20 protein-coding genes are annotated in these 17,127 nt (G+C 60.2%); 10 read left to right on the top strand and 10 right to left on the bottom strand.

All coding sequences use genetic code 11. The features are described 5' to 3' along the window. Positions 1–28: 28 nt before the first annotated feature. The 5 genes from BM113_RS19440 (at position 29) to BM113_RS19420 (ending at position 3,891) form a co-directional block, all read left to right on the top strand. Positions 29–547, top strand: coding sequence for a PD-(D/E)XK family putative nuclease (locus BM113_RS19440; protein WP_089789664.1), 519 nt, complete (start codon positions 29–31; stop codon positions 545–547). Beyond that, the gene (locus tag BM113_RS19435; RefSeq protein WP_089789663.1) at positions 544–837 is read left to right on the top strand and encodes a hypothetical protein; all 294 of its coding nucleotides are present in this window, start codon (positions 544–546) and stop codon (positions 835–837) included. The genes BM113_RS19440 and BM113_RS19435 overlap by 4 nt, the downstream gene beginning before the upstream one ends. A gap of 2 nt (positions 838–839) precedes the next feature. Continuing rightward, positions 840–2,459 carry a DUF7845 domain-containing protein gene (locus BM113_RS19430; protein ID WP_089789662.1) on the top strand — a complete coding sequence of 540 codons (1,620 nt, stop codon included), beginning with the start codon at positions 840–842 and terminating at the stop codon, positions 2,457–2,459. 324 nt (positions 2,460–2,783) lie between these two features. Next, positions 2,784–3,389 (top strand): hypothetical protein, encoded by a 606-nt coding sequence (locus BM113_RS22040; RefSeq protein ID WP_143095863.1) that lies wholly within the window; start codon positions 2,784–2,786, stop codon positions 3,387–3,389. 247 nt (positions 3,390–3,636) lie between these two features. Continuing rightward, a complete protein-coding gene (locus tag BM113_RS19420) occupies positions 3,637–3,891 on the top strand; it encodes a DUF7692 domain-containing protein (RefSeq protein ID WP_089789660.1) in 255 nt (84 codons plus the stop codon). Between the two features lie 62 nt (positions 3,892–3,953). Here the strand turns inward: BM113_RS19420 and BM113_RS19415 are convergent, their stop codons facing one another. Next, complete coding sequence (locus BM113_RS19415) at positions 3,954–4,748, bottom strand: hypothetical protein (RefSeq protein WP_089789659.1); 795 nt, start codon at positions 4,746–4,748, stop codon at positions 3,954–3,956. 343 nt (positions 4,749–5,091) lie between these two features. Here BM113_RS19415 and BM113_RS19410 point away from each other — a divergent pair, with 343 nt between their 5' ends. From BM113_RS19410 to BM113_RS19400, 3 genes are all read left to right on the top strand, one after another. After that, a complete protein-coding gene (locus tag BM113_RS19410) occupies positions 5,092–5,589 on the top strand; it encodes a type IV pilin domain-containing protein (RefSeq protein WP_089789658.1) in 498 nt (165 codons plus the stop codon). Positions 5,590–5,611: 22 nt separating this feature from the next. Continuing rightward, positions 5,612–6,154, top strand: coding sequence for a type IV pilin domain-containing protein (locus BM113_RS19405; protein ID WP_089789657.1), 543 nt, complete (start codon positions 5,612–5,614; stop codon positions 6,152–6,154). A 126-nt stretch (positions 6,155–6,280) separates the two neighbouring features. Next, entirely contained in the window at positions 6,281–6,511 is a 231-nt protein-coding gene (locus tag BM113_RS19400) for a hypothetical protein (RefSeq protein ID WP_143095862.1), read from the top strand. A gap of 346 nt (positions 6,512–6,857) precedes the next feature. On the opposite strand, the gene BM113_RS19395 is transcribed toward BM113_RS19400, so the two are convergent. From BM113_RS19395 to BM113_RS19365, 7 genes are all read right to left on the bottom strand, one after another. Then, on the bottom strand, positions 6,858–7,241 hold the full coding sequence (locus BM113_RS19395; RefSeq protein WP_089789655.1) for a PD-(D/E)XK family putative nuclease: 384 nt from the start codon (positions 7,239–7,241) through the stop codon (positions 6,858–6,860). A gap of 154 nt (positions 7,242–7,395) precedes the next feature. Next, a complete protein-coding gene (locus tag BM113_RS19390; protein WP_394327726.1) occupies positions 7,396–8,616 on the bottom strand; it encodes a P-loop NTPase family protein in 1,221 nt (406 codons plus the stop codon). Continuing rightward, on the bottom strand, positions 8,609–9,457 hold the full coding sequence (locus BM113_RS19385; protein ID WP_089789654.1) for a hypothetical protein: 849 nt from the start codon (positions 9,455–9,457) through the stop codon (positions 8,609–8,611). Before BM113_RS19385 ends, BM113_RS19390 begins: the two co-directional genes overlap by 8 nt. Beyond that, positions 9,454–10,023, bottom strand: a complete 570-nt coding sequence (locus BM113_RS19380) for a DUF8063 family protein (protein WP_089789653.1) — start codon at positions 10,021–10,023, stop codon at positions 9,454–9,456. The genes BM113_RS19385 and BM113_RS19380 overlap by 4 nt, the downstream gene beginning before the upstream one ends. Beyond that, positions 10,020–12,617, bottom strand: a complete 2,598-nt coding sequence (locus BM113_RS19375; protein ID WP_089789652.1) for an Env/VP5 family phage fusion protein — start codon at positions 12,615–12,617, stop codon at positions 10,020–10,022. Before BM113_RS19375 ends, BM113_RS19380 begins: the two co-directional genes overlap by 4 nt. Further along, positions 12,617–13,390, bottom strand: a complete 774-nt coding sequence (locus BM113_RS19370) for a PGF-CTERM sorting domain-containing protein (RefSeq protein WP_089789651.1) — start codon at positions 13,388–13,390, stop codon at positions 12,617–12,619. Before BM113_RS19370 ends, BM113_RS19375 begins: the two co-directional genes overlap by 1 nt. A 10-nt stretch (positions 13,391–13,400) precedes the next feature. Further along, complete coding sequence (locus BM113_RS19365) at positions 13,401–13,796, bottom strand: DUF8023 family protein (RefSeq protein WP_010546885.1); 396 nt, start codon at positions 13,794–13,796, stop codon at positions 13,401–13,403. Between the two features lie 120 nt (positions 13,797–13,916). Here BM113_RS19365 and BM113_RS19360 point away from each other — a divergent pair, with 120 nt between their 5' ends. After that, positions 13,917–14,105, top strand: coding sequence for a DUF8053 family protein (locus BM113_RS19360; protein ID WP_089789650.1), 189 nt, complete (start codon positions 13,917–13,919; stop codon positions 14,103–14,105). On the opposite strand, the gene BM113_RS19355 is transcribed toward BM113_RS19360, so the two are convergent. Beyond that, on the bottom strand, positions 14,106–14,411 hold the full coding sequence (locus BM113_RS19355; RefSeq protein WP_177209230.1) for a helix-turn-helix domain-containing protein: 306 nt from the start codon (positions 14,409–14,411) through the stop codon (positions 14,106–14,108). Positions 14,412–15,056: 645 nt separating this feature from the next. On the opposite strand from BM113_RS19355, the gene BM113_RS19350 reads away from it, so the two are divergent. Further along, positions 15,057–16,091: a tyrosine-type recombinase/integrase gene (locus BM113_RS19350; protein ID WP_177209229.1), complete on the top strand. Its 1,035-nt coding sequence runs from the start codon at positions 15,057–15,059 to the stop codon at positions 16,089–16,091. Between the two features lie 261 nt (positions 16,092–16,352). Here the strand turns inward: BM113_RS19350 and BM113_RS19345 are convergent, their stop codons facing one another. Further along, positions 16,353–16,619: a HalOD1 output domain-containing protein gene (locus BM113_RS19345; protein WP_089789649.1), complete on the bottom strand. Its 267-nt coding sequence runs from the start codon at positions 16,617–16,619 to the stop codon at positions 16,353–16,355. Positions 16,620–17,127 lie beyond the last annotated feature (508 nt).

Raw genomic sequence — 17,127 nt, 5'->3', positions numbered from 1 at the left:
AGGTGCGGAAAGCGCGAGGTGGTCCGCTGTGAGCCGGACGTCGGAACTCGAGAGTCCGAAGGCGAGTGGGGACTTCCTCGAGGGCGAGATCGTCCAGCGGATCGACGCCCTGGAGTACGTCGACGATCGGACCGCCGACTGGCACGACGTGAAAACGACGACCGTCCTCGAGCCGGATCAGTCGCTGCCGTTCTACGGTGTCGTCGTCCTGGAGCCGGAGATCCCGGTCGAGATCAAGGGCTGTCAGTACCAGACGAGCAACGGCGAGTATTCCACGCACGGCCGGTATTACGTCAAACGCCGAGCGCACGACCGACTCCTCGAGGCGGGCGGGATGTACCTGTTCGTGGTGTACATTCCGCGACCGGGGTTGCCCCAGTTGGCCCGCGCGGTCGTTCCGGCGACGATCGTCGACGAACTGCTCGCGGGCCGGTGGTACGACGTCGGCGGGTCGCGGTCGGAGAACGAGGTCGCGAAGCTCTCGTGGTCGACGGTGATCGAGCCCGAGGGTGTCGATCCAGCGACGCGAGTCGGTGATGCGCGATGAGTACCGACGTCGACGATGGTCGCGATCGCGCAGCTGAACTCGCGAGTCCGGAAGCGGGTCAGTTCGGAGTGCCAGTCGACGCGATTTGCGTGGGCTGTGGGCGGATTCGCGTCAAGCGTGCCGATCCGGACGAGATCGGACAGGCGAGCGACGTCGATCCCACCGACCTCAAGGTGTCAGCGTGCACGTCGTTCAAGCATGTCTGTCACCGCTGCGGATCGGCGACGTGGTGGAACCCGGTCGCGATCCTCACCGGTCTCCTCGAGCGCGAGCAGGAGGGAGGTGAGTAGCCGTGTCCCAGGTCGAGACGACGCCTCACGAGATCGAGGGGCGCTGGAAGTGGCCCGACTGGGGACGCGGCCCGTACGATGCCCTGTCGTCGGTGATGCTCGGCCCGCCGTTCGAGGGATACCTGGAACTGGACGTCGAGGTCGACGGCGAGCTCTGGCACCTCGAGGTCAGTTACAGCAAGTCGGGGTTCGCGCCGCGACTCTCTGACGGTATCAACGCCGAGCGGCTCTACGAGTGGGACATTCGCGGCCGTGGGCGCGGCGAGCGAAAAGCGTCCTACAACATCTCCCCGCGATTCCCGAACATGCGCCACTGGGAGACCGGTGAGCCGGTGAATCTCCCGTGGGAGAATCAGGTCGGTGAGGTCGACGGAGTGGACGTCGAATTCCACACCAGCAACATCGAAGCCGAACGCGGCCTCGAGTTGCTGCCGGAGTTTTTCGCGGCGATCTTCGAGCACGCGGGCGAGCGGATTCACTCGGAGTACTTCCGAACGGAACCCCACTCGGCGAGTCGGATGTGGGCGTACGAACGGTACGTCCGTATCCGTCGTGAATGGGCAGAGAAGCTCGCGTCTGCAGGCGTTCTGCAGAAAGTCGTCCATCACCTGTCGGACCTCGAGGGAGTGAAGGCGGAACTCCACCTCGATAACCGGGAGGTCGTGAACCACCAGAACCGGCTGTTTCTCAACCCGCGGTCGGCGGAAGAACTCCTCCCCGGACACACCTACGGACGAAAGTTCGAGATCTACCAGCTGGCAGATCCAGACGCGGTCTCGAAGGATCACCCGTCCTATCACCCGAAGGTCGAGGTCCTGGTGAACAAGTCGATGAACGACAACGAGGCATGGGCGTGGGCCGACCGGCACGAAGTGACCGAGCAGATCGAAGAAACACTACTGAACGCGCTGCACTGGGAGGACATCCCGCTCGGTCCGAACGGGAACAACGTCTACGTCGCGGACGATCACTTCGATGCGGCCGCCCGCGACGAGCCGGTCGAACTCTACGACGATCCCACACCGCGCCTCGAGGCGAAGACGGACCACCTGTTGATGACGACGCTGCGGGACATGGGCGAGACCGCCCGCGAAGTGACGGAAACGGTCGCGACCGACGGCGGGGGGAACGTCGACGACCTCGCCGACCAGCTGGGCAAGCACCCGGCGACGATCTACCGGGCGATCGAGGACCTGGACGAGATCCTCGAGCTGGACCAGGGCGAGATTTCGTTCCGCGCTCGGAAGTACCAGGAGGAACTACGCGCGCTCGTCGAGTCGGCGGAGTACGCGATCGAGAGTTTCGCCGATCGCATCCAGCACGTGATGGGGTTAGCGGACCACATCGCCGAATCGTCGCCGTTCCAGCAGTGGCTCGCCGAGAACGGCGCTGAGATCGAGTACGACCAGGAGGGCGAGCCTAGACGCGTGCGGATCGACGCGATCCTTTCCGAACTGAAATCGACGAGTTTCGAGAACGTCCAGGCGATCGCCGCCGAGGCGATCGACAAGTGGCGCAAGTCCGGCAACGATCCGGCGGTCCTCCGGCGCACCGAGATGTCCTGGAAGACTCCCGGCGGCGGTACCAAGGTCGGGTTCGTCGGCGCAGTCGCCGATCGCTGAACCGATCTCGGTAGTGGCAACACTATTCGCGGACTTCTTTTCGGCAATTCAGATTGTAATAGATCGTTGACTGTTCAACTCTGGTTGTAGTCGCGCCCTCGAGGACGGGGTCGGCGGCTCGATCGCGCCGCGCGGCTGCGGGTCGGTTTCGCGCTTCGCGCGAAACACCCCTTGCCGGGTGTCGCCAAGGCGACAGCGCCAAAAAATTACAGCACCCCTCCCCCACCTTCGCGCGAAAATCTCCAATTGATGCATACGAAACGGGGGTAGGTACTCTTAGGAGAGATACAGGGGGATTATCATATTTCAGTATCATGTTGTCATATGGACGACCCTGATCAAATCCTTGATGAAGCAGAATACAATTTGAAGGCTGCTTATGCCGGGTTCAAGCAATACCAGTCTGCTGATGGGGAACAGAAATTGATCGGGTTGCGAAACGCTGTTTCGTTCGGTCGATCCGTGACCTTTGTATTACAGAGGCTTAGAGGGAAAACTAATAAGGATTTTGACAGCTGGTATACTGAACGACAAGAAGTTCTGAAAAGCGATGAAGTGGCTCAAAAGATGGATGATCTTCGTAACCGAATCCTAAAAGGATCAGATGGTCCCGATATTTCAAACTATACCAAAGTGAATCGGCTCAATACGGCTGAATTGAGCCGAATTATGCCTCCATGGGCAGATTCGGCTTTTATTGGAGATCAGTATGGTGGCTCAGGATTTAAAGTTGAACAGCCAGATGGGTCGGTAGAGAAATTCTATATCGAATTACCTGATGAAATCGATGTAGAAACAGGGCTCTACATCGATGATAATTCTGATGATGTCCATGAAGAAATCGTCGATGCTGAGGAGGAGTTACAGTACTACTTGAAGCTCCTTGGAGAAATAGTGAGGGATGCAAAGGCCGAGTTTGGAGAAGAGTAGTTTCTATTCGGCCTCAAATATCACCTTGTGATTTCCTCGGTCTCTCCCTCTGGGGTCGCACGTCGACGAAATCGGTTTCCCGAATATGCACACGAGCCGAGCAGCGCCGTGTGCATATTGCTCGCCGATCGTCGCGACGAACCCGGTGACTCCTCTAACAGAGTGACAGAACCACCCCCGTTTTGGGCTGAATGGGCCGGTTCAGTGAGTCGAAAAAACTAGGATTTCGGGGGTCGTGTGTACGAGTATGCGAATTCGAACCGACGGCGACTATGCTTACCGGGAGGACGCGATCGAGCGAGCAGCTGACTTCTACGACTGTAACAAGACGAAAGCCGTGGTGAGTGCTTGCGAAGACGTGCCCCGGCTGGTTGCAGCTGCACGCCAGGTCCTCGAGCGGGACGACCTCACTCACGAGCAGCGCCAGGAGATCGCCGAAACGCTCTCGACTCGAGTCACGAGTTTCGAGGTCGAGAGGTCCGTAACCGTCGAGCGAGAATAGCGACGTTGTTTTTCGCGCAAAGTGTTATCGATGCCCCGAAACCGATCGATTTGAACCGACGTTTAACGAACAGTTCCGAGATTACGAGCTGCGTCGGCCGAAATCACGATATGCCGATCGCCGACCGAGACCTCGCCGTCGGCTACGTCCGCGAGCAGATTTGCCAGCGCCACGAGGTAGTCCTGATTTCGTTCCTCCTGAATATGCAGCGTATCCTTGCCCTCGTGTTCGGTTGCCCGATTTTCGAGATAGGCGTACACGAACGTTTCGCGGACTTCTGCCGGCGCGTCCTCGAGATACGACGGCAACTCGAGGTGCTGCTCGGCTTTCGGGCCGACCGGCGCACCGAGGACCGCGAGGACGCGACCGAGTACGGTCCCATCGTCAGTCGGGCGAGCTTCGTCGGCCCGATCGGGGTCGCGTTCGACGACCTCGTACGGTGCGCCCGAAAGCTCGAGCGCGTCGATCACGTGACTGTCCGCCCCACGGTGGTTCAGCGCGAACGACGGTCGGTAATGGTGGTTGGCGATCGACCCGCCCGAAAACACGTTCGCGACGAGCGTGTTCAATGCCGTAAACTCCGGATCGTCGTATTCGACCTCGCACCAGCCGTAGTCGATCGCCGTATGCACGGCATGGACCGGGTCAGGTTTCCCGCCGTCGTCGATCCAGGTCCGCAAGCGGGACCGGGGGAGATCCAAGGCCGACGCGGTCGCGCTCGAGCCAGCGTCGTGCTTGCGTGCGTACTCAGTTGCGCGGTCGTACTGCTCGAGGATATCGGCGGCGTCCTCGTAGTAGCCGCTGTCGTAGGTTCGCGCGAGTTCCTTGGGCATCACGAACCGGTCGTCCTCAGTCATATCGATGGCATCAGCACGCGAGAATCATGGTCGTTCCGATACGGTTTCTGATTTGATAATCGCCAGCCAGCGTGGCTTCAAGCTGGTGCTGTAACGGTTCTACGCCCGCCTAATTATCAGAGTTGAAACCCTTGCAGACAGTCGTTTCTTCGAAGGTGTTGGAGGATGGGGTAAATATATGTACTCCCGGTCAACTGGTTGTTACCAGCACCAAAATCGGACGGCGGGAAGGGTGTGGCGGGGTCGGTCATGCTTGGATCCCCAATCCCCGCGCGGGTCGGTGTACCCTGTGTGGGGGCAAAGACCTTCCGGCCGGGCTGAAAGTGGTGCACAAAGATACACCATGTTTGACGGAAAACAGATTCGCGACAAACTGGTCGGATCGGACGAAGAACGCGCTGTGAGCCCTGTTATAGGCGTAATTTTGATGGTTGCGATTACTGTAATTTTGGCTGCTGTGATCGCTGCCTTCGTACTTGACATGGGCGATATGGGTGACCAACCGCCGTCCACGCAGTTCAGTTGGGATGAAGATGTGGGTTCGAGCGTGACGATTACTGTGACTGGTGGAGAAGATATTGACCCAGACAATCTCTATCTCGATTTCAGCGGTGATACCAGTCCGGAGTGGGATAATCCTGTTTCCCAATACAGTAGTAGTGCACCATCCGGAGTAGATAGCAGTAATGACTGGACTGATGCCGATGCCATTAGCGCCGGTGACGAAATTGAGATTGATGATAGCGTAGATACTTTCGAGGGAGAAACTGTCCAGATCATCTGGGAAGGAGATGGTGAAGGACAGGTCCTTGACGAATACGAAACTACCGACACTAGCTAATAACCAGGCATACTAACAAACAATGTTCAAAGCACTTGGCGCAATGTTGCTCGGAGATGAGGAAGAAAGAGCAGTTTCTCCCGTCATTGGGGTAATTTTGATGGTTGCGATTACTGTAATTTTGGCCGCCGTGATCGCTGCCTTCGTTCTCGACATGGGCGATATGGGCGACCAGCCACCGTCCACACAGTTTAATTATGACGAGAATGTCAGTGGGAAGTATGTTGAGATTAGTATCTCCGGTGGTGAAAGCATTGATACAGACAACCTGCTGATTGCTACCTCCGAGATGGATGATGAGCGAGTTTCCGGGCTAGCAGGCACCGGATACTTCATGGCAGGTGGTACGGAGGAGATACCAGTAGGTGACTGGGACGGTAGTGAAGTTGGTGCTGGCGACTCAATCACCCTATACGCAGATCTGGATGCTGCTGCAGACCACCATGGTGGAGACTCAACCGACTATAGCGAAAATATCCACTACAACCCAGGTGACACTATCCAACTCATCTGGGTCGGAGACGGCGAAGGACAGATCCTCGACGAATACGAAACGACCAGCTAACCACCGCTGACCAGTTTCGATTTCTTTTGAGCCACTGAACGCCACATTCCATTGTCCTGTCGCTACGACTCGAGTCACCGTTCAACGGTCAGTGCAGTGAAGTATGAGAAATCCAACTACACCAATATGAACAGTGACGGCCACCGCGTGAAGGTTCTTGCCTACCACTGTGTTCGATGGGCGTGGCGAATATATAACGCGGCCGTCATCGTGTCACTCCTGTATCTGGGCTACGTGATCGCCGAAGCCGCTGGCTACGTGCCCGACGGGTACGTCCGAACGATCTGGGCGAGCTTGGCGGTGCTGACGGTGCTGTTCGGACTTATTTTGCTACCATTGGCGAGTACCGAGCAATGAAAACCGCCTTGAAAGGCGGTGTGGTGCTGTGATTGGGGCCGCTTCGACGGCGGCCCGGCCATGTGGCCGTATTATCCGTCTCGAGTCGAACGACCACCACGCGAGGTGCCTACGCTCGAGCGGCGAGCGCGTGCACACGACTCGAGGTAGTAGGACACAGAGCCTCAGGACTATTGAACATTCGGGAGAGCGAATAGCTGAAAGGGAAGGTAAAATGGCTTGTAGCCCCTGAAACCGAGAGGAGAGTGTATTGCCTCGAGCATGATTGTTTGAGTCACCGTTAGCAATTGGCCTGATCGTGATAGGGATTGCTGTAATTCACCGAGATTCAGACTCGTCTAAAACCTCAGAATATGTCGCTAATGGAGATCTTTGCTTGATCGGTGCCGCGGTGATCGCCGCCGCCGTGCCACCGGAGAAGGGGAATATCACAGGCACGTACCATCTTATCCTTCAGGACTGTCAGCCCCGATCGCCCGTGTGGTCGGTAGACGACGAAACAGTACCAGCCCTCGGCCCGCCGTAGCTTGTCATGATACTCCCGGTAGACCTTGAAATTCCCTGGCTGGCCATCGCTATGCTCGAGCATGGTGCTCTTGATTTCGACGGGAGTTCCGTTCCCGAATCGAGCGTCGTGCCAGCTGGCCCGCTCGAGGTCGAACCGACGCTTTCGGGCCATCCGCTTTTCGCAGATCGTCCCGAAGTGGTTCGCGCGTTTCGATCGATTCACACCGACCACGCGCGTCGCGCGCCGCTATATATACTCCTCCGCTGGCTGTCGCTCGAGCGTCGCGATGGGCCGAGGCGTCGCGGCCCTGGCGGGCCGCGCCGCCCATACGTAAACGGGGGGCGCTTCCGCTTTACGGGTTGACACCCCGACGCCGTCATGCAATCACCTGCTCGACGGTGTTAACCCAGTCGGCCTTTTCGCCCCCTTCATCGATCTCTTTCCACCAGTTCGAGACAGTAGCGTGGCTGTAGGGAACGAATTCGGCGGTTTCGCGGGCCGACATTCCCTGGCGTCGACACTCTTCCATCGTCCAGGCGGCGACGCGTTTGACGTCCTCCTCGGCGATCGGATCGTCGTTCTTGTCGTCGCTGCTCGGCGCTTCCCAGCTCCAGTCGGCCTCGTCCTTCGTGTTGAAGTTCCAGTCCGTCGGTGGAATCCCTTCGAGCGGGCGGGGGTCGACGTCCTGGAGCTTTCCACCGGAAACACGGTCTGCAACGATCGCACGTTTCTTGGACTTCTTCTTGATGATCGTGCCGACGCGCCAGAGCATCGGGTGGATCGACGATTCACCGTGTGCGATGTAGATGAGTGCACCGCCGTACTTGCGGATCTTGTAGACGAGCGGCCCCATCTTCTGGCGGACCTTGTGACCGTCCGCACCCGTCCCGCTGGCGTTACTCGAGAACTCGTCGCCGATGAACAGTTTCGGCTGCTGGGGGTTGTCGACGGGATCTCCGTCTTGCTGGACCCACTCCTCGAGGAGCGGGTAGTTCGGAATCCAGCCGTCCTCGACGCTGCCGTCGTCGCGGACCCATCGATCGATCCGGTCTAAGGTGCGGATGTTGCTGCCGACGAGGAGATCGCCGTCGACCCACCGCTCGCGGAGTTGCCCACACAGCCCAGCGAAGTCGGTCTTCCCCGCGCCCATCTCGCCCAAGATGACGATCACCGGCGCGGGCCCGGCGACGATCTCCTGCAGGCGGGTGACCGCCTTGATCCCCGCGAGGTCGGCCTCCTGGGATGGGTCGCCGATGTAGTGTTTCAGCGTGAGCGTGTCCCCGTTCTCGAGGGCATTGCGGGCGGTTTCGTTGCCTTCGGCGCGAAGGATGTCGCGGTTCTTCCCGACGGCCATGTAGTCCTTGGCGGGTTTGCTCTCCCACCGATCGGGATCGTGGTGGACCGCACGCATTGCGAGCTGGCGATCGACCTGCTCGTCGCGGACGAACCCCGTGTGCCGGAGTGCCTCGTCCGGGTCCCGCTCGAGGTTGCCGTCCTGCCACTCGCGAAAGCCGCCGACGGTGTAGTTGTCCTGCTCGCGGCCGCCGTCGGTCATCAACCGCTTGCCGTTCTTCCGGTACTCGGTCCGCCTATCCATCGTTCTGCCCCCCGTCGGTCGTCGCCATCTCCATCGGATCGACGCCGTCGACGGTGTCGTACAACTGGTTCGGGCGCGGGCGGGCTGGAGGCGCGTGCTCGCCGTGCTCGCCGATGTACTCGCCCTCGTAGCCGTCGACGTCCTGAATGTCCTCCGTTGCCTTCTCCTCGGCGTCCTTCTCGGCACTTTCGAACCGGTCCTTGACGGTCGTCTTCGGGTTCATCAACCCGCGCTCGTCAGCCTCGGCCTCCTGGTTGACGACGTCGCGCTGGATCTCGAGCCCCATCTTGGAGATTCGCCCGCGCAGGCGGTTGTACGCGAGATAGACGTCGATGAGATCGCCGTGGACGTCCTCGAGCATGGCCTTCGTGGTGACGAGTTTCGAGTCGGCCATCTCGCTCATGTAGCAGCCGGTGACGATCAGGGTGCCGTCGTCGCCCTGATCCGGGTGCCAGTCGAACTCGCGCACCTCGAAAGCGCCGCCGTTGTTGACGGTGTACGGCGACGGGCCGACGATCTCCTTGTCGTCCCAGACGCCGGGCTCGACGTAGTATTTCTCGCGGACGTCTTCGACGCCGTTGATGTGGTGAACGGTCACCATGTTCCGGTTTCGGAGCTTCCGCGCGCCGGTGATGAACATCCCCGTCAACGGTGGGCCGAGCAGGAAGATCGCGGCGATCCACCCGTGCACGATGGGCGGGATCCCCGGCAGTTCCGGGCGGAACCAGATCAACGCGACGGCGATCGACATGAGCACGCCCGCGACGAGTAGCTGGGCTTCGGCGACGACGTAGGTGAGCCGATCGCTCCAGCCGCCGAAGGTGCCGCTGGTCTCGCTCATGCCTCGATCACCCCGCTGTCTTCGCTGCGAACGACGTAGGCGGCCGAGAGCCCCGCCAGCGCCGTCGTCAGGATCACACCGGAGAACAGCCCCGACTCACCGCCGAAGTGACGGAACGGGTTCCGTTCGACCTGCCCGACCGAGACGAACGCGCCGGTCCCCTGCTGGAGTGACCGCCGCGTCGCGATCGCGACGCCCGCGCCTTCGCGGTCGGTGACCGCGAACGTGATCGTGTTGGTGCCTTCGTCCAACTCTACCTCGTCGTAGTTGAACGAACCCGTGCCCTGCTCGAAGTCGCCCGCCTCGGTCATGCTGACTTTCGTCTCGGCGTCGGCCTCGAGCGTGATCGTGAACATCCCCGGCCGGTACTCCCAGTTCGTGATCCGGGTGTCGCTGTCGATCTCCTGCAAGTAGTCGTCCTGGGTTTCGGCGACCGTCTCGTTGAGCTCGTCGCTGGCCTCCTGGTCGGTCGCGTTCTCCTGTGCTGCGACCGGGCCCGCCGCCGCGCCCATGCCCATCGCCAGAACCGCCGTGACGACCGCCAGGAGTACGACTTTCCGTCTCATCGTCCACCCCCGACGAACGGGATGTAGTCCGTCGCAATGCCGATAATGACCATCAATATCCCGCCGATAATCGCGAGGCCCGCGAGGTCGCCTGACTCGAACGATCCGAACGACGGGAGGCCTAACCAGTCGTCGCCGTCGTCGGTACTGTCGTCGTCTTCGTCCTCGAGCGCGTTTTCGTACTCGGTGGACCACTTCTCGAGTTCCTGCTGATATTCCTCGATCTCGACCGTGTCGTGCTCGGGACGGTCCCAGTCAGCCTCGTAGTCGTCCTCGAGTTCGTTGCCGTCCTGATCAGTCAACGACTGAACCGTGACAGAGCCGTAGTTGAGCGAGATCGACTCGCCGGAGGGACCGTCGTAGGCGATCGCGTTGAAGACCATGCCATTGACAGCACGCGGGTCGGTCGTTGCCATGTCCTTCGCCCAATCACCGACGTCGTGCTCGCGGACGATAGTCCCATCAGCAGTGTCGATCTGCACGAGGAGACCATTCCGGTCGTTGAACCACAGATGCCCTCGGGCATCGAGGATCATCGACCCGGCATCACTGACGTTCGTCGACACACTCCAGTTCTCACTACCGGACCCGGCCTCGAGCGCGACCACGTCACCGGAAGAATAGCCAGCGTAAACCTCGTTACCGGCGTAGTCGGCAGCAAGAGCCGAATAGCCGTCGCTGGAGTAGCTGCTGCTCCAGAGTTCGGTGCCGTCCGCAAGGTCGTAGGCTTTGACGTCACCGTTCTTACCGACAGCGTAGACGACACCGTCAACGACGTCGACGCCGTTAGTCACGTCGAACGGGCCATTACTCCACCGTTTTGAGTAGTCCTCAGAGTCGACGTCATAACACGCGACATTGCCGAGGGAGTCTCCATGTGCCAAGACTGTACCCTCAGCGTCCAAAGCGAGGGTTTTGGTGTTGCTCTCCGGGTTGAAGTTCCAAAGCTCATCGCCAGTTTCCGGGTCGATACCGAACACACCAACACTGTCGTAGCCGGACGCAGCAACGAGCACGTCCCGAGCAGAGCCGATGGCAGCATGGCTCATATCGCCAGTGTCGCTGCTTTCCTCCCACAGGTGTTCACTGGTGCCATCAATGACGTCGAACTTATAGAGCGAAGTGCCGCTACAGGTCCACGCAGTATTCGACGGCCGGTGAAGCGCATATCCAGTCCCGCCGTCAGAGTTCGTCAAGCGTTCGCCGCCGACCGGGTCGTAGGCGGATCCGTTGAGGTACACGTTCGTACCAGACTGGTACGTCTCTCCGGCGGATAGCGTAGTGTTTTCTCGGAGATCAGCGAACAACTGGCCCTCGATCGGCTCGGCCTCGTGGAGAGTCGCATAGTCGAGATTCGAAACCTTACCAGCCGAATCGCGTTCGAGCGTGCGGTCGGTAACGCCCGTGTACTCGAGCGTCATCGACGCAACGCTCGAGAGGTCGGAGCGATCGAGGCCGAGTTGTGCGAGTAGTGCCATCTGAAATCGGCTATCCGTCGCGTCAGTTGACCCGCTCAGATGGCCAGCCATGCCCTCAACGCCGCGAATATCCGACGGAGAGATCGTGCCGTCGTCCATCGCCGCGTAGAGGTCGTCTACCAGTTGTTGATCGTAGTTCCCTTTCACGGCGGCCGCATTGGTCTCAATATCGTTGAGAACGCCAGCAGCGTCCGCGAGCACGCCGACTGTTTTGCTCTCGAGGTCGGCATCGGAAACGCTGTTGACGACACACGCAGCGCGGAACGTGACCATCTCGCCGTTGTCAGTCGGGACGTCAACGAATTCCTCGGCATCGGCATCGTAGTGACCGAGCAGGTCGTCGTCCAGCTTGACCGTCAGCGTGTCGCCGTTATCCCATTCAGCATGAAACTCAGGCACGTCAACGTCGTAGGTGTCGCCGTTCGGCAGCGTGATCGACGAGGCCGTGAGGTCCGGCGCGATGTAAGTGCCGCTTTGGACGATCGAACCGGAACCGCTGTAGTTGTCGTTCGCCGGTGCCCAACTCACGAACCGATCGTTCAGGCCGTCGGTCGATCGACAGACGTCCGAGATCGCCGACAGTTGCGAGAGGTTCGCGACTTTCGTCGCCACCGTATTCCGATACAGGACCGAATGCTGATCATCGATCCCGGCAAGGGCAGCATCGTAGGCCGCATTCGATCCCGCCCCGTCCTGATAGGCGTCAGCAATCTCGGCACGAGCGGCGATATTCGACACCATGCTCATGTCCTCGAGCCGGTTGTCGAGCAGGATCGTCGCAACGTCGTCCCACCACGCTCGCGCCGTGGTAGCTTGCCCGTGTAGGGCAACTTCGTCGGCCGAGGGATCGTCGTTGACTCCCGACATGGTGGCGTCGCCAGCGAAGAACCCGGCCGACGTCGTGTCCGGGTTCGTGCCGTCGTAGGCCTCACCGCAAACGCCGACGTTCGACGTGCAGGTTGGGACCGCCGCGACGGTCCCGCTCGAGGCCGCCGAGCCGCCGATCGCCGCCGCGCCGGTCAGAGCAGCCAGCCGCAGCGCCTCACGCCTCGAGAAATCTAAGTTACCCCCCTCGAGCGTGGGCTGTGGGCTGGAGCCGTCCGATCCGGCCGACATTACGATCGCCTCCGTGCGAGCACCCCGGCGGTTGCCAGCGCCGCGATCGCGACGCCGACGCCGAAGCCAGGCGAGCCGTCCGCGCCGTCGAAGAAGCCACCGCCGATCGTGGCGTCGTCGGGCGCGACGTAGCCGCTCGCGATGTTGTTCGCGTTCCCGACCTCGACGAGCGCGCGGTACTCGACACCGGATTCAAACCCGGTGTCGCTCAGTTGGTACTCGTTCGTCACCGTGTCGTTCGGCGTCCCGGTCACGGTGTCGGTGATGATCGTGTCCGCGGTGACCGAGATCGAGAGCACGGTGTCGTCGGAGGTGAGCGAGTCGCTGGTTTCCCCCGAGAGGTCAACCGTCCCGTCGTCGGCGAACGCGGTCCCGTCGACGGTGACGGTCGTCGCGCTCGAGTCCAGTTCGACGTCGTAGGTCGCGTGATCGTGGACGTCCTCGTTGACGGTGAGGGTCGTCCCGCTCAGGGTCTCGTCGTAGTCGGACAGCTCCGTGCCGTCGTCCTGGTAGGCCGCCTCGGTGTACGTCGTGAACTCGACGGTCTCCTCCGAGGTGTTCTCCATCGTTTCGGCGAACTCGATGTCCAACTCGACGTAGGACGTGTTCGACGTCGTCTCGATCGTCGTGTTCTCGATCTCCTCGAGGCCGCTGTCCTGGGCGCTCGCGATCCCGGCGATCCCGAAGCCAAGACAGAGGCTGATCGTAACCCATGCGATTAGGACCGTGTAGGCCGTCTCTGCCCGGAGTAGCGTCGTGAAAGAATTCCTCATTGTGGCCACCTCAGTAGTACGCGATCAGGTAGTAGCCCGCGCCGTTGATCGTGATCAGCAGGACGCCGGCGTACCAGTACGCGGCCATCGCAGCTGCGACGGCCGGGACGAGCGCCACCGCGAGATTCATCAGGACCATCCCGCCGACGACGGCCGCTTGTTCCTGGGAGAAGTCGTTGAAATCGCGGCTCTCGTTAGAGAACCAGGCGATCCCGACGATGATGATCGTGAAGATGAATCCCCACGTGATTTCGGTGCCTGCAGCCGCGTACAGGACGTCCGACAGGTAGAACGAAATCGGGTTGTCGATACCAATCGTGCCCAGCCCCGACATCGACAGCGTCGCCGCGACGAACAGGGGCGCGAGCACGGCGTCGATCAGGTCGACGCCCTCGTGATTTTTCATACCGCTGAACGGGTTTGCAGTTGCCATATGCAACGGCCAGCGGTCGAACCCGATCCGCCTAATATCTCAGCTATTTGGGTAGTCATTAGCTATAATAGGTAACGGGTTGCCGCCCGCTGTATGGCGATTCGAAAACTGCAGGAAGTCGGTGGCGGATCGACCGGTGTGACCATTCCAAAGGATGATCTCGTCCTCGAGGATATCCTTGACGAGGATGGAGCGCTCGACGGCGAGCATCACGCCCATGTCAACTACGAAGGGGACGGGGAATGGACGGTGAAACTACTCGAGATGGATAGTGGGCAGTAACTATCCTTCGTCTGTGAGTTCTTCAGCGTCGAGATCGCCTTCGAGATACGCCCACCCCTTCTCGGTGATCCGGTAGGGCGATCCCTTCCCATCTTCCGTTTTCTCTAATAGCCCGTGATCAGCTAAAACGTCCATTCGACGCGAAAACGTACTCAAACTTCGGTCGACCATGCCGAACTCTTCGACGAGATTGTAGTGAACCGCCCCGGGTTTGAGTGCCACCGGTTGCCCGTCAATCTCGAGCTCCTGAAGGAACTCGAGAACCGCATCGTCAACTTCGTTCATCCACGGCACCCGGGGACGCATACCCCCGTATTCCGTTGATCTTTTCTTAGTCGCACCGATGAGTTTCTGTCCTGCATGTTAATTACTACTTGTGCAAGTTCTATTGCATAGATTTAAGTTGTATCGCTCTAGTCGGAGTCCTAACGGAAGCCAGACGGACCCGCCGCTGTCCCGGTCGGGTCCTCGAGAGAAACGCGGACCCGGTGTGGGGGCACCGGCCCGCTGGCTTCCGTATCCAAGGTACGGAAGCATGCAAAGACGCAACCTGCGGGGAGAAAAAGGTCCCCGTTCGATCGGAGCGATCGGCCTACGGCCCACCGCCCACGGCCTCGAGTACCGTTTTCGGAAGCAATTTCGGAAATCGGAAAGACGGACTGTTAGCGTCGTTAGCGGTGAAATTCATCGCAAACGACTGATTTCGGAAATATCGGAAACGGCCCTCCAGAGACTAAGGGCGCATAGTCGAAACGAGTCAGTTAGCCGACGGACAGCAGCCGCGCGCGCCTCCAGCTCCTACACAGTGGCGCGCACGGTGAGTCCGCGGTCCCACGAGTGTGAGACCATGTCACGACTAGCACGCATCCACGGTAAGAGTACCGGATTCTGTAACCACAGCGATACGCGCGTTTCGGAGTCGAACCCTGTCGATTCAGTGGAGGGATCGGCATGACCGATGGGCTCGAGCCAATCTCTCCCGAGCGGGCCGTCGACATGTACATCGAGGGCCGCCGCGACGAGTTGAGCGAACAGACGATCCCGTCGCACATCTACCGCCTTGAGGCGTTCAAACAGTGGTGTGACGAGGAGGAAATCGAGAACCTAAACGACCTCACGGGGCGTGATCTGTACGGCTACCGCGTCTGGCGACGGGAGGGTAACGGTGAAGGGCGCGAGCCCGTCACGACGATCACCCTCCGGGGTCAACTTGCGACGCTGCGTGCATTCCTTCGGTTCTGTGCGGACATCGATGCTGTTCCGGAGGACCTGTTCACGAAGGTCCCGCTTCCGACGGTCTCCGGTGGCGAGGGAGTAAGCGATACGACGCTCGAGCCGGATCGAGTCGTCGACATCCTCGACTACCTGGAGCGATACAAGTACGCTTCACGGCGGCACGTCACGGTGCTACTGCTGTGGCACACCGGCGCACGTGCGGGCGGCCTTCGTTCGCTCGATCTTCGCGACTGTGACCTCGAGGAAAATCCGGGTCTGCAGTTCGTACACCGGCCAGAAACGGATACGCCGCTGAAAAACGGCAAGAAAGGCGAACGGTGGAACAGTATCAGCGGACTCGTTGCCGGTGTGTTACAGGATTACATCAATGGTCCGCGGAAGGACGTGACGGATGATCACGGCCGAGAGCCGCTCTTGACGACGAGTAACGGTCGTCCGGCTATCTCCACGATTCGGGATACTCTGTACGGAGTTACTCGGCCTTGTTGGCGTGGTGCGGAGTGTCCGCACGACCGTGATCCATCGAACTGTGAGGCGACCAACTACGCCGAGGCGAGCAAGTGTCCGTCGTCTCGCTCACCTCACGACGTCCGAAGCGGTCGGGTGACGGCCTACCGTCGCGAGGACGTACCGCGCCGAGTCGTCGGCGACCGTCTCGATGCAAGTGACGACATTCTCGATCGGCACTATGACCGCCGTAACGACCGTGAGAAAGCCGAACAGCGCCGAGACTACCTTCCCAGTCTGTAACCATGTTCCACGGAAATTCGCAATTAGCGCTATTGCAGGAGTCCAGTCCCGTCAGGGCCCATCCAGAAACTGGATGGTTCTGAGCCGATGTATTTGTATGATACTGGCTCGCTGTCCTTTACTATTCAATTCCAAGTGATAATTGACCGCTGAGACGTGGTGGGGTTCGCTTAGCTGAATATCACTAGCGATGGACCTGTGTCTTCATCCTGAATATGACAAATCGGGCACTGCAGATCTCGGTTCGTCCGATGCACCCGCTCAGGCGAACTCCCGTTCCGGTTCCACGAGCGGTGACGGGTCCTCGATCGTGATCTCCTCGCCGTTGGCGATGCGGACGGTGTATCCCTCGTACTCGAACTCGATCGTTGGCCGTCCGCGACCGGTATCAGCCGTTCGACAGATCGCATCGAGCGCGTCGGTATCGACCGCCGAGTGAAGCGGCGGGTGCAACTCCGTCGACGGCACACCTTCGCGTTCGGCGACCTTCTCTACGACTCGGTGGCTGATGGGTCGATCGGAATGCATGCTCCCCGCTGCCAGATTCTCGGTAATAAAAGCCCGTGACGTTGTAATGACGCTCGTCTGCCGCCCGTCAGACACCGTCCGGTTCGCTCGCGTCCGGGCCCGGGGCACCTTCCCCCGGTCTCTGGTGGAAACGACGCCACGTCGGCATCGATCGACCCGCACCTTCGTCAGTTCGGTCCCCCTCCATTCGCCCGAACAGGTGCCAGCCGCCGAGGAGAGCGAGGACGATGACCGATCCGATCCGCCCGGCAAGGCATGACTTTCCAACCCCGGCGGCTCTGCCCGCACGAATCCGCCCGTCCAACTCAAAGGGCCGCGAATCCGGTCGCGACGACGAGCATGAGCAGGGGTCTGTCGGTCGGTGGTTCATCGTCGGTCGTCCGGCACGCGTCGCAGGAAGCCCCGAGCCTGAATCGATCGATCCACGCGATCCGTGGCTCCCATACTCGAGAGGCTTCAGATAGCGGTCGACCACTCGGTCCCGCAGTTCGAGCACTCGAAGATGCCT

It is taken from the genome of Natronobacterium haloterrestre (assembly GCF_900112205.1).
Classification (GTDB): Archaea; Halobacteriota; Halobacteria; order Halobacteriales; family Natrialbaceae; genus Natronobacterium; species Natronobacterium haloterrestre.
This window is presented reverse-complemented; position numbering and strand designations above follow the sequence as displayed.

Coding starts and splice junctions, on each gene's coding strand:
- BM113_RS19435 (WP_089789663.1), top strand. CDS start 544: ATGAGTACCGACGTCGACGATGGTCGCGATCGCGCAGCTGAACTCGCG.
- BM113_RS22040 (WP_143095863.1), top strand. CDS start 2,784: ATGGACGACCCTGATCAAATCCTTGATGAAGCAGAATACAATTTGAAG.
- BM113_RS19420 (WP_089789660.1), top strand. CDS start 3,637: ATGCGAATTCGAACCGACGGCGACTATGCTTACCGGGAGGACGCGATC.
- BM113_RS19415 (WP_089789659.1), bottom strand. CDS start 4,748: ATGACTGAGGACGACCGGTTCGTGATGCCCAAGGAACTCGCGCGAACC.
- BM113_RS19410 (WP_089789658.1), top strand. CDS start 5,092: ATGTTTGACGGAAAACAGATTCGCGACAAACTGGTCGGATCGGACGAA.
- BM113_RS19405 (WP_089789657.1), top strand. CDS start 5,612: ATGTTCAAAGCACTTGGCGCAATGTTGCTCGGAGATGAGGAAGAAAGA.
- BM113_RS19400 (WP_143095862.1), top strand. CDS start 6,281: ATGAACAGTGACGGCCACCGCGTGAAGGTTCTTGCCTACCACTGTGTT.
- BM113_RS19390 (WP_394327726.1), bottom strand. CDS start 8,616: ATGGATAGGCGGACCGAGTACCGGAAGAACGGCAAGCGGTTGATGACC.
- BM113_RS19385 (WP_089789654.1), bottom strand. CDS start 9,457: ATGAGCGAGACCAGCGGCACCTTCGGCGGCTGGAGCGATCGGCTCACC.
- BM113_RS19380 (WP_089789653.1), bottom strand. CDS start 10,023: ATGAGACGGAAAGTCGTACTCCTGGCGGTCGTCACGGCGGTTCTGGCG.
- BM113_RS19375 (WP_089789652.1), bottom strand. CDS start 12,617: ATGTCGGCCGGATCGGACGGCTCCAGCCCACAGCCCACGCTCGAGGGG.
- BM113_RS19370 (WP_089789651.1), bottom strand. CDS start 13,390: ATGAGGAATTCTTTCACGACGCTACTCCGGGCAGAGACGGCCTACACG.
- BM113_RS19365 (WP_010546885.1), bottom strand. CDS start 13,796: ATGAAAAATCACGAGGGCGTCGACCTGATCGACGCCGTGCTCGCGCCC.
- BM113_RS19360 (WP_089789650.1), top strand. CDS start 13,917: ATGGCGATTCGAAAACTGCAGGAAGTCGGTGGCGGATCGACCGGTGTG.
- BM113_RS19355 (WP_177209230.1), bottom strand. CDS start 14,411: ATGCGTCCCCGGGTGCCGTGGATGAACGAAGTTGACGATGCGGTTCTC.
- BM113_RS19350 (WP_177209229.1), top strand. CDS start 15,057: ATGACCGATGGGCTCGAGCCAATCTCTCCCGAGCGGGCCGTCGACATG.
- BM113_RS19345 (WP_089789649.1), bottom strand. CDS start 16,619: ATGCATTCCGATCGACCCATCAGCCACCGAGTCGTAGAGAAGGTCGCC.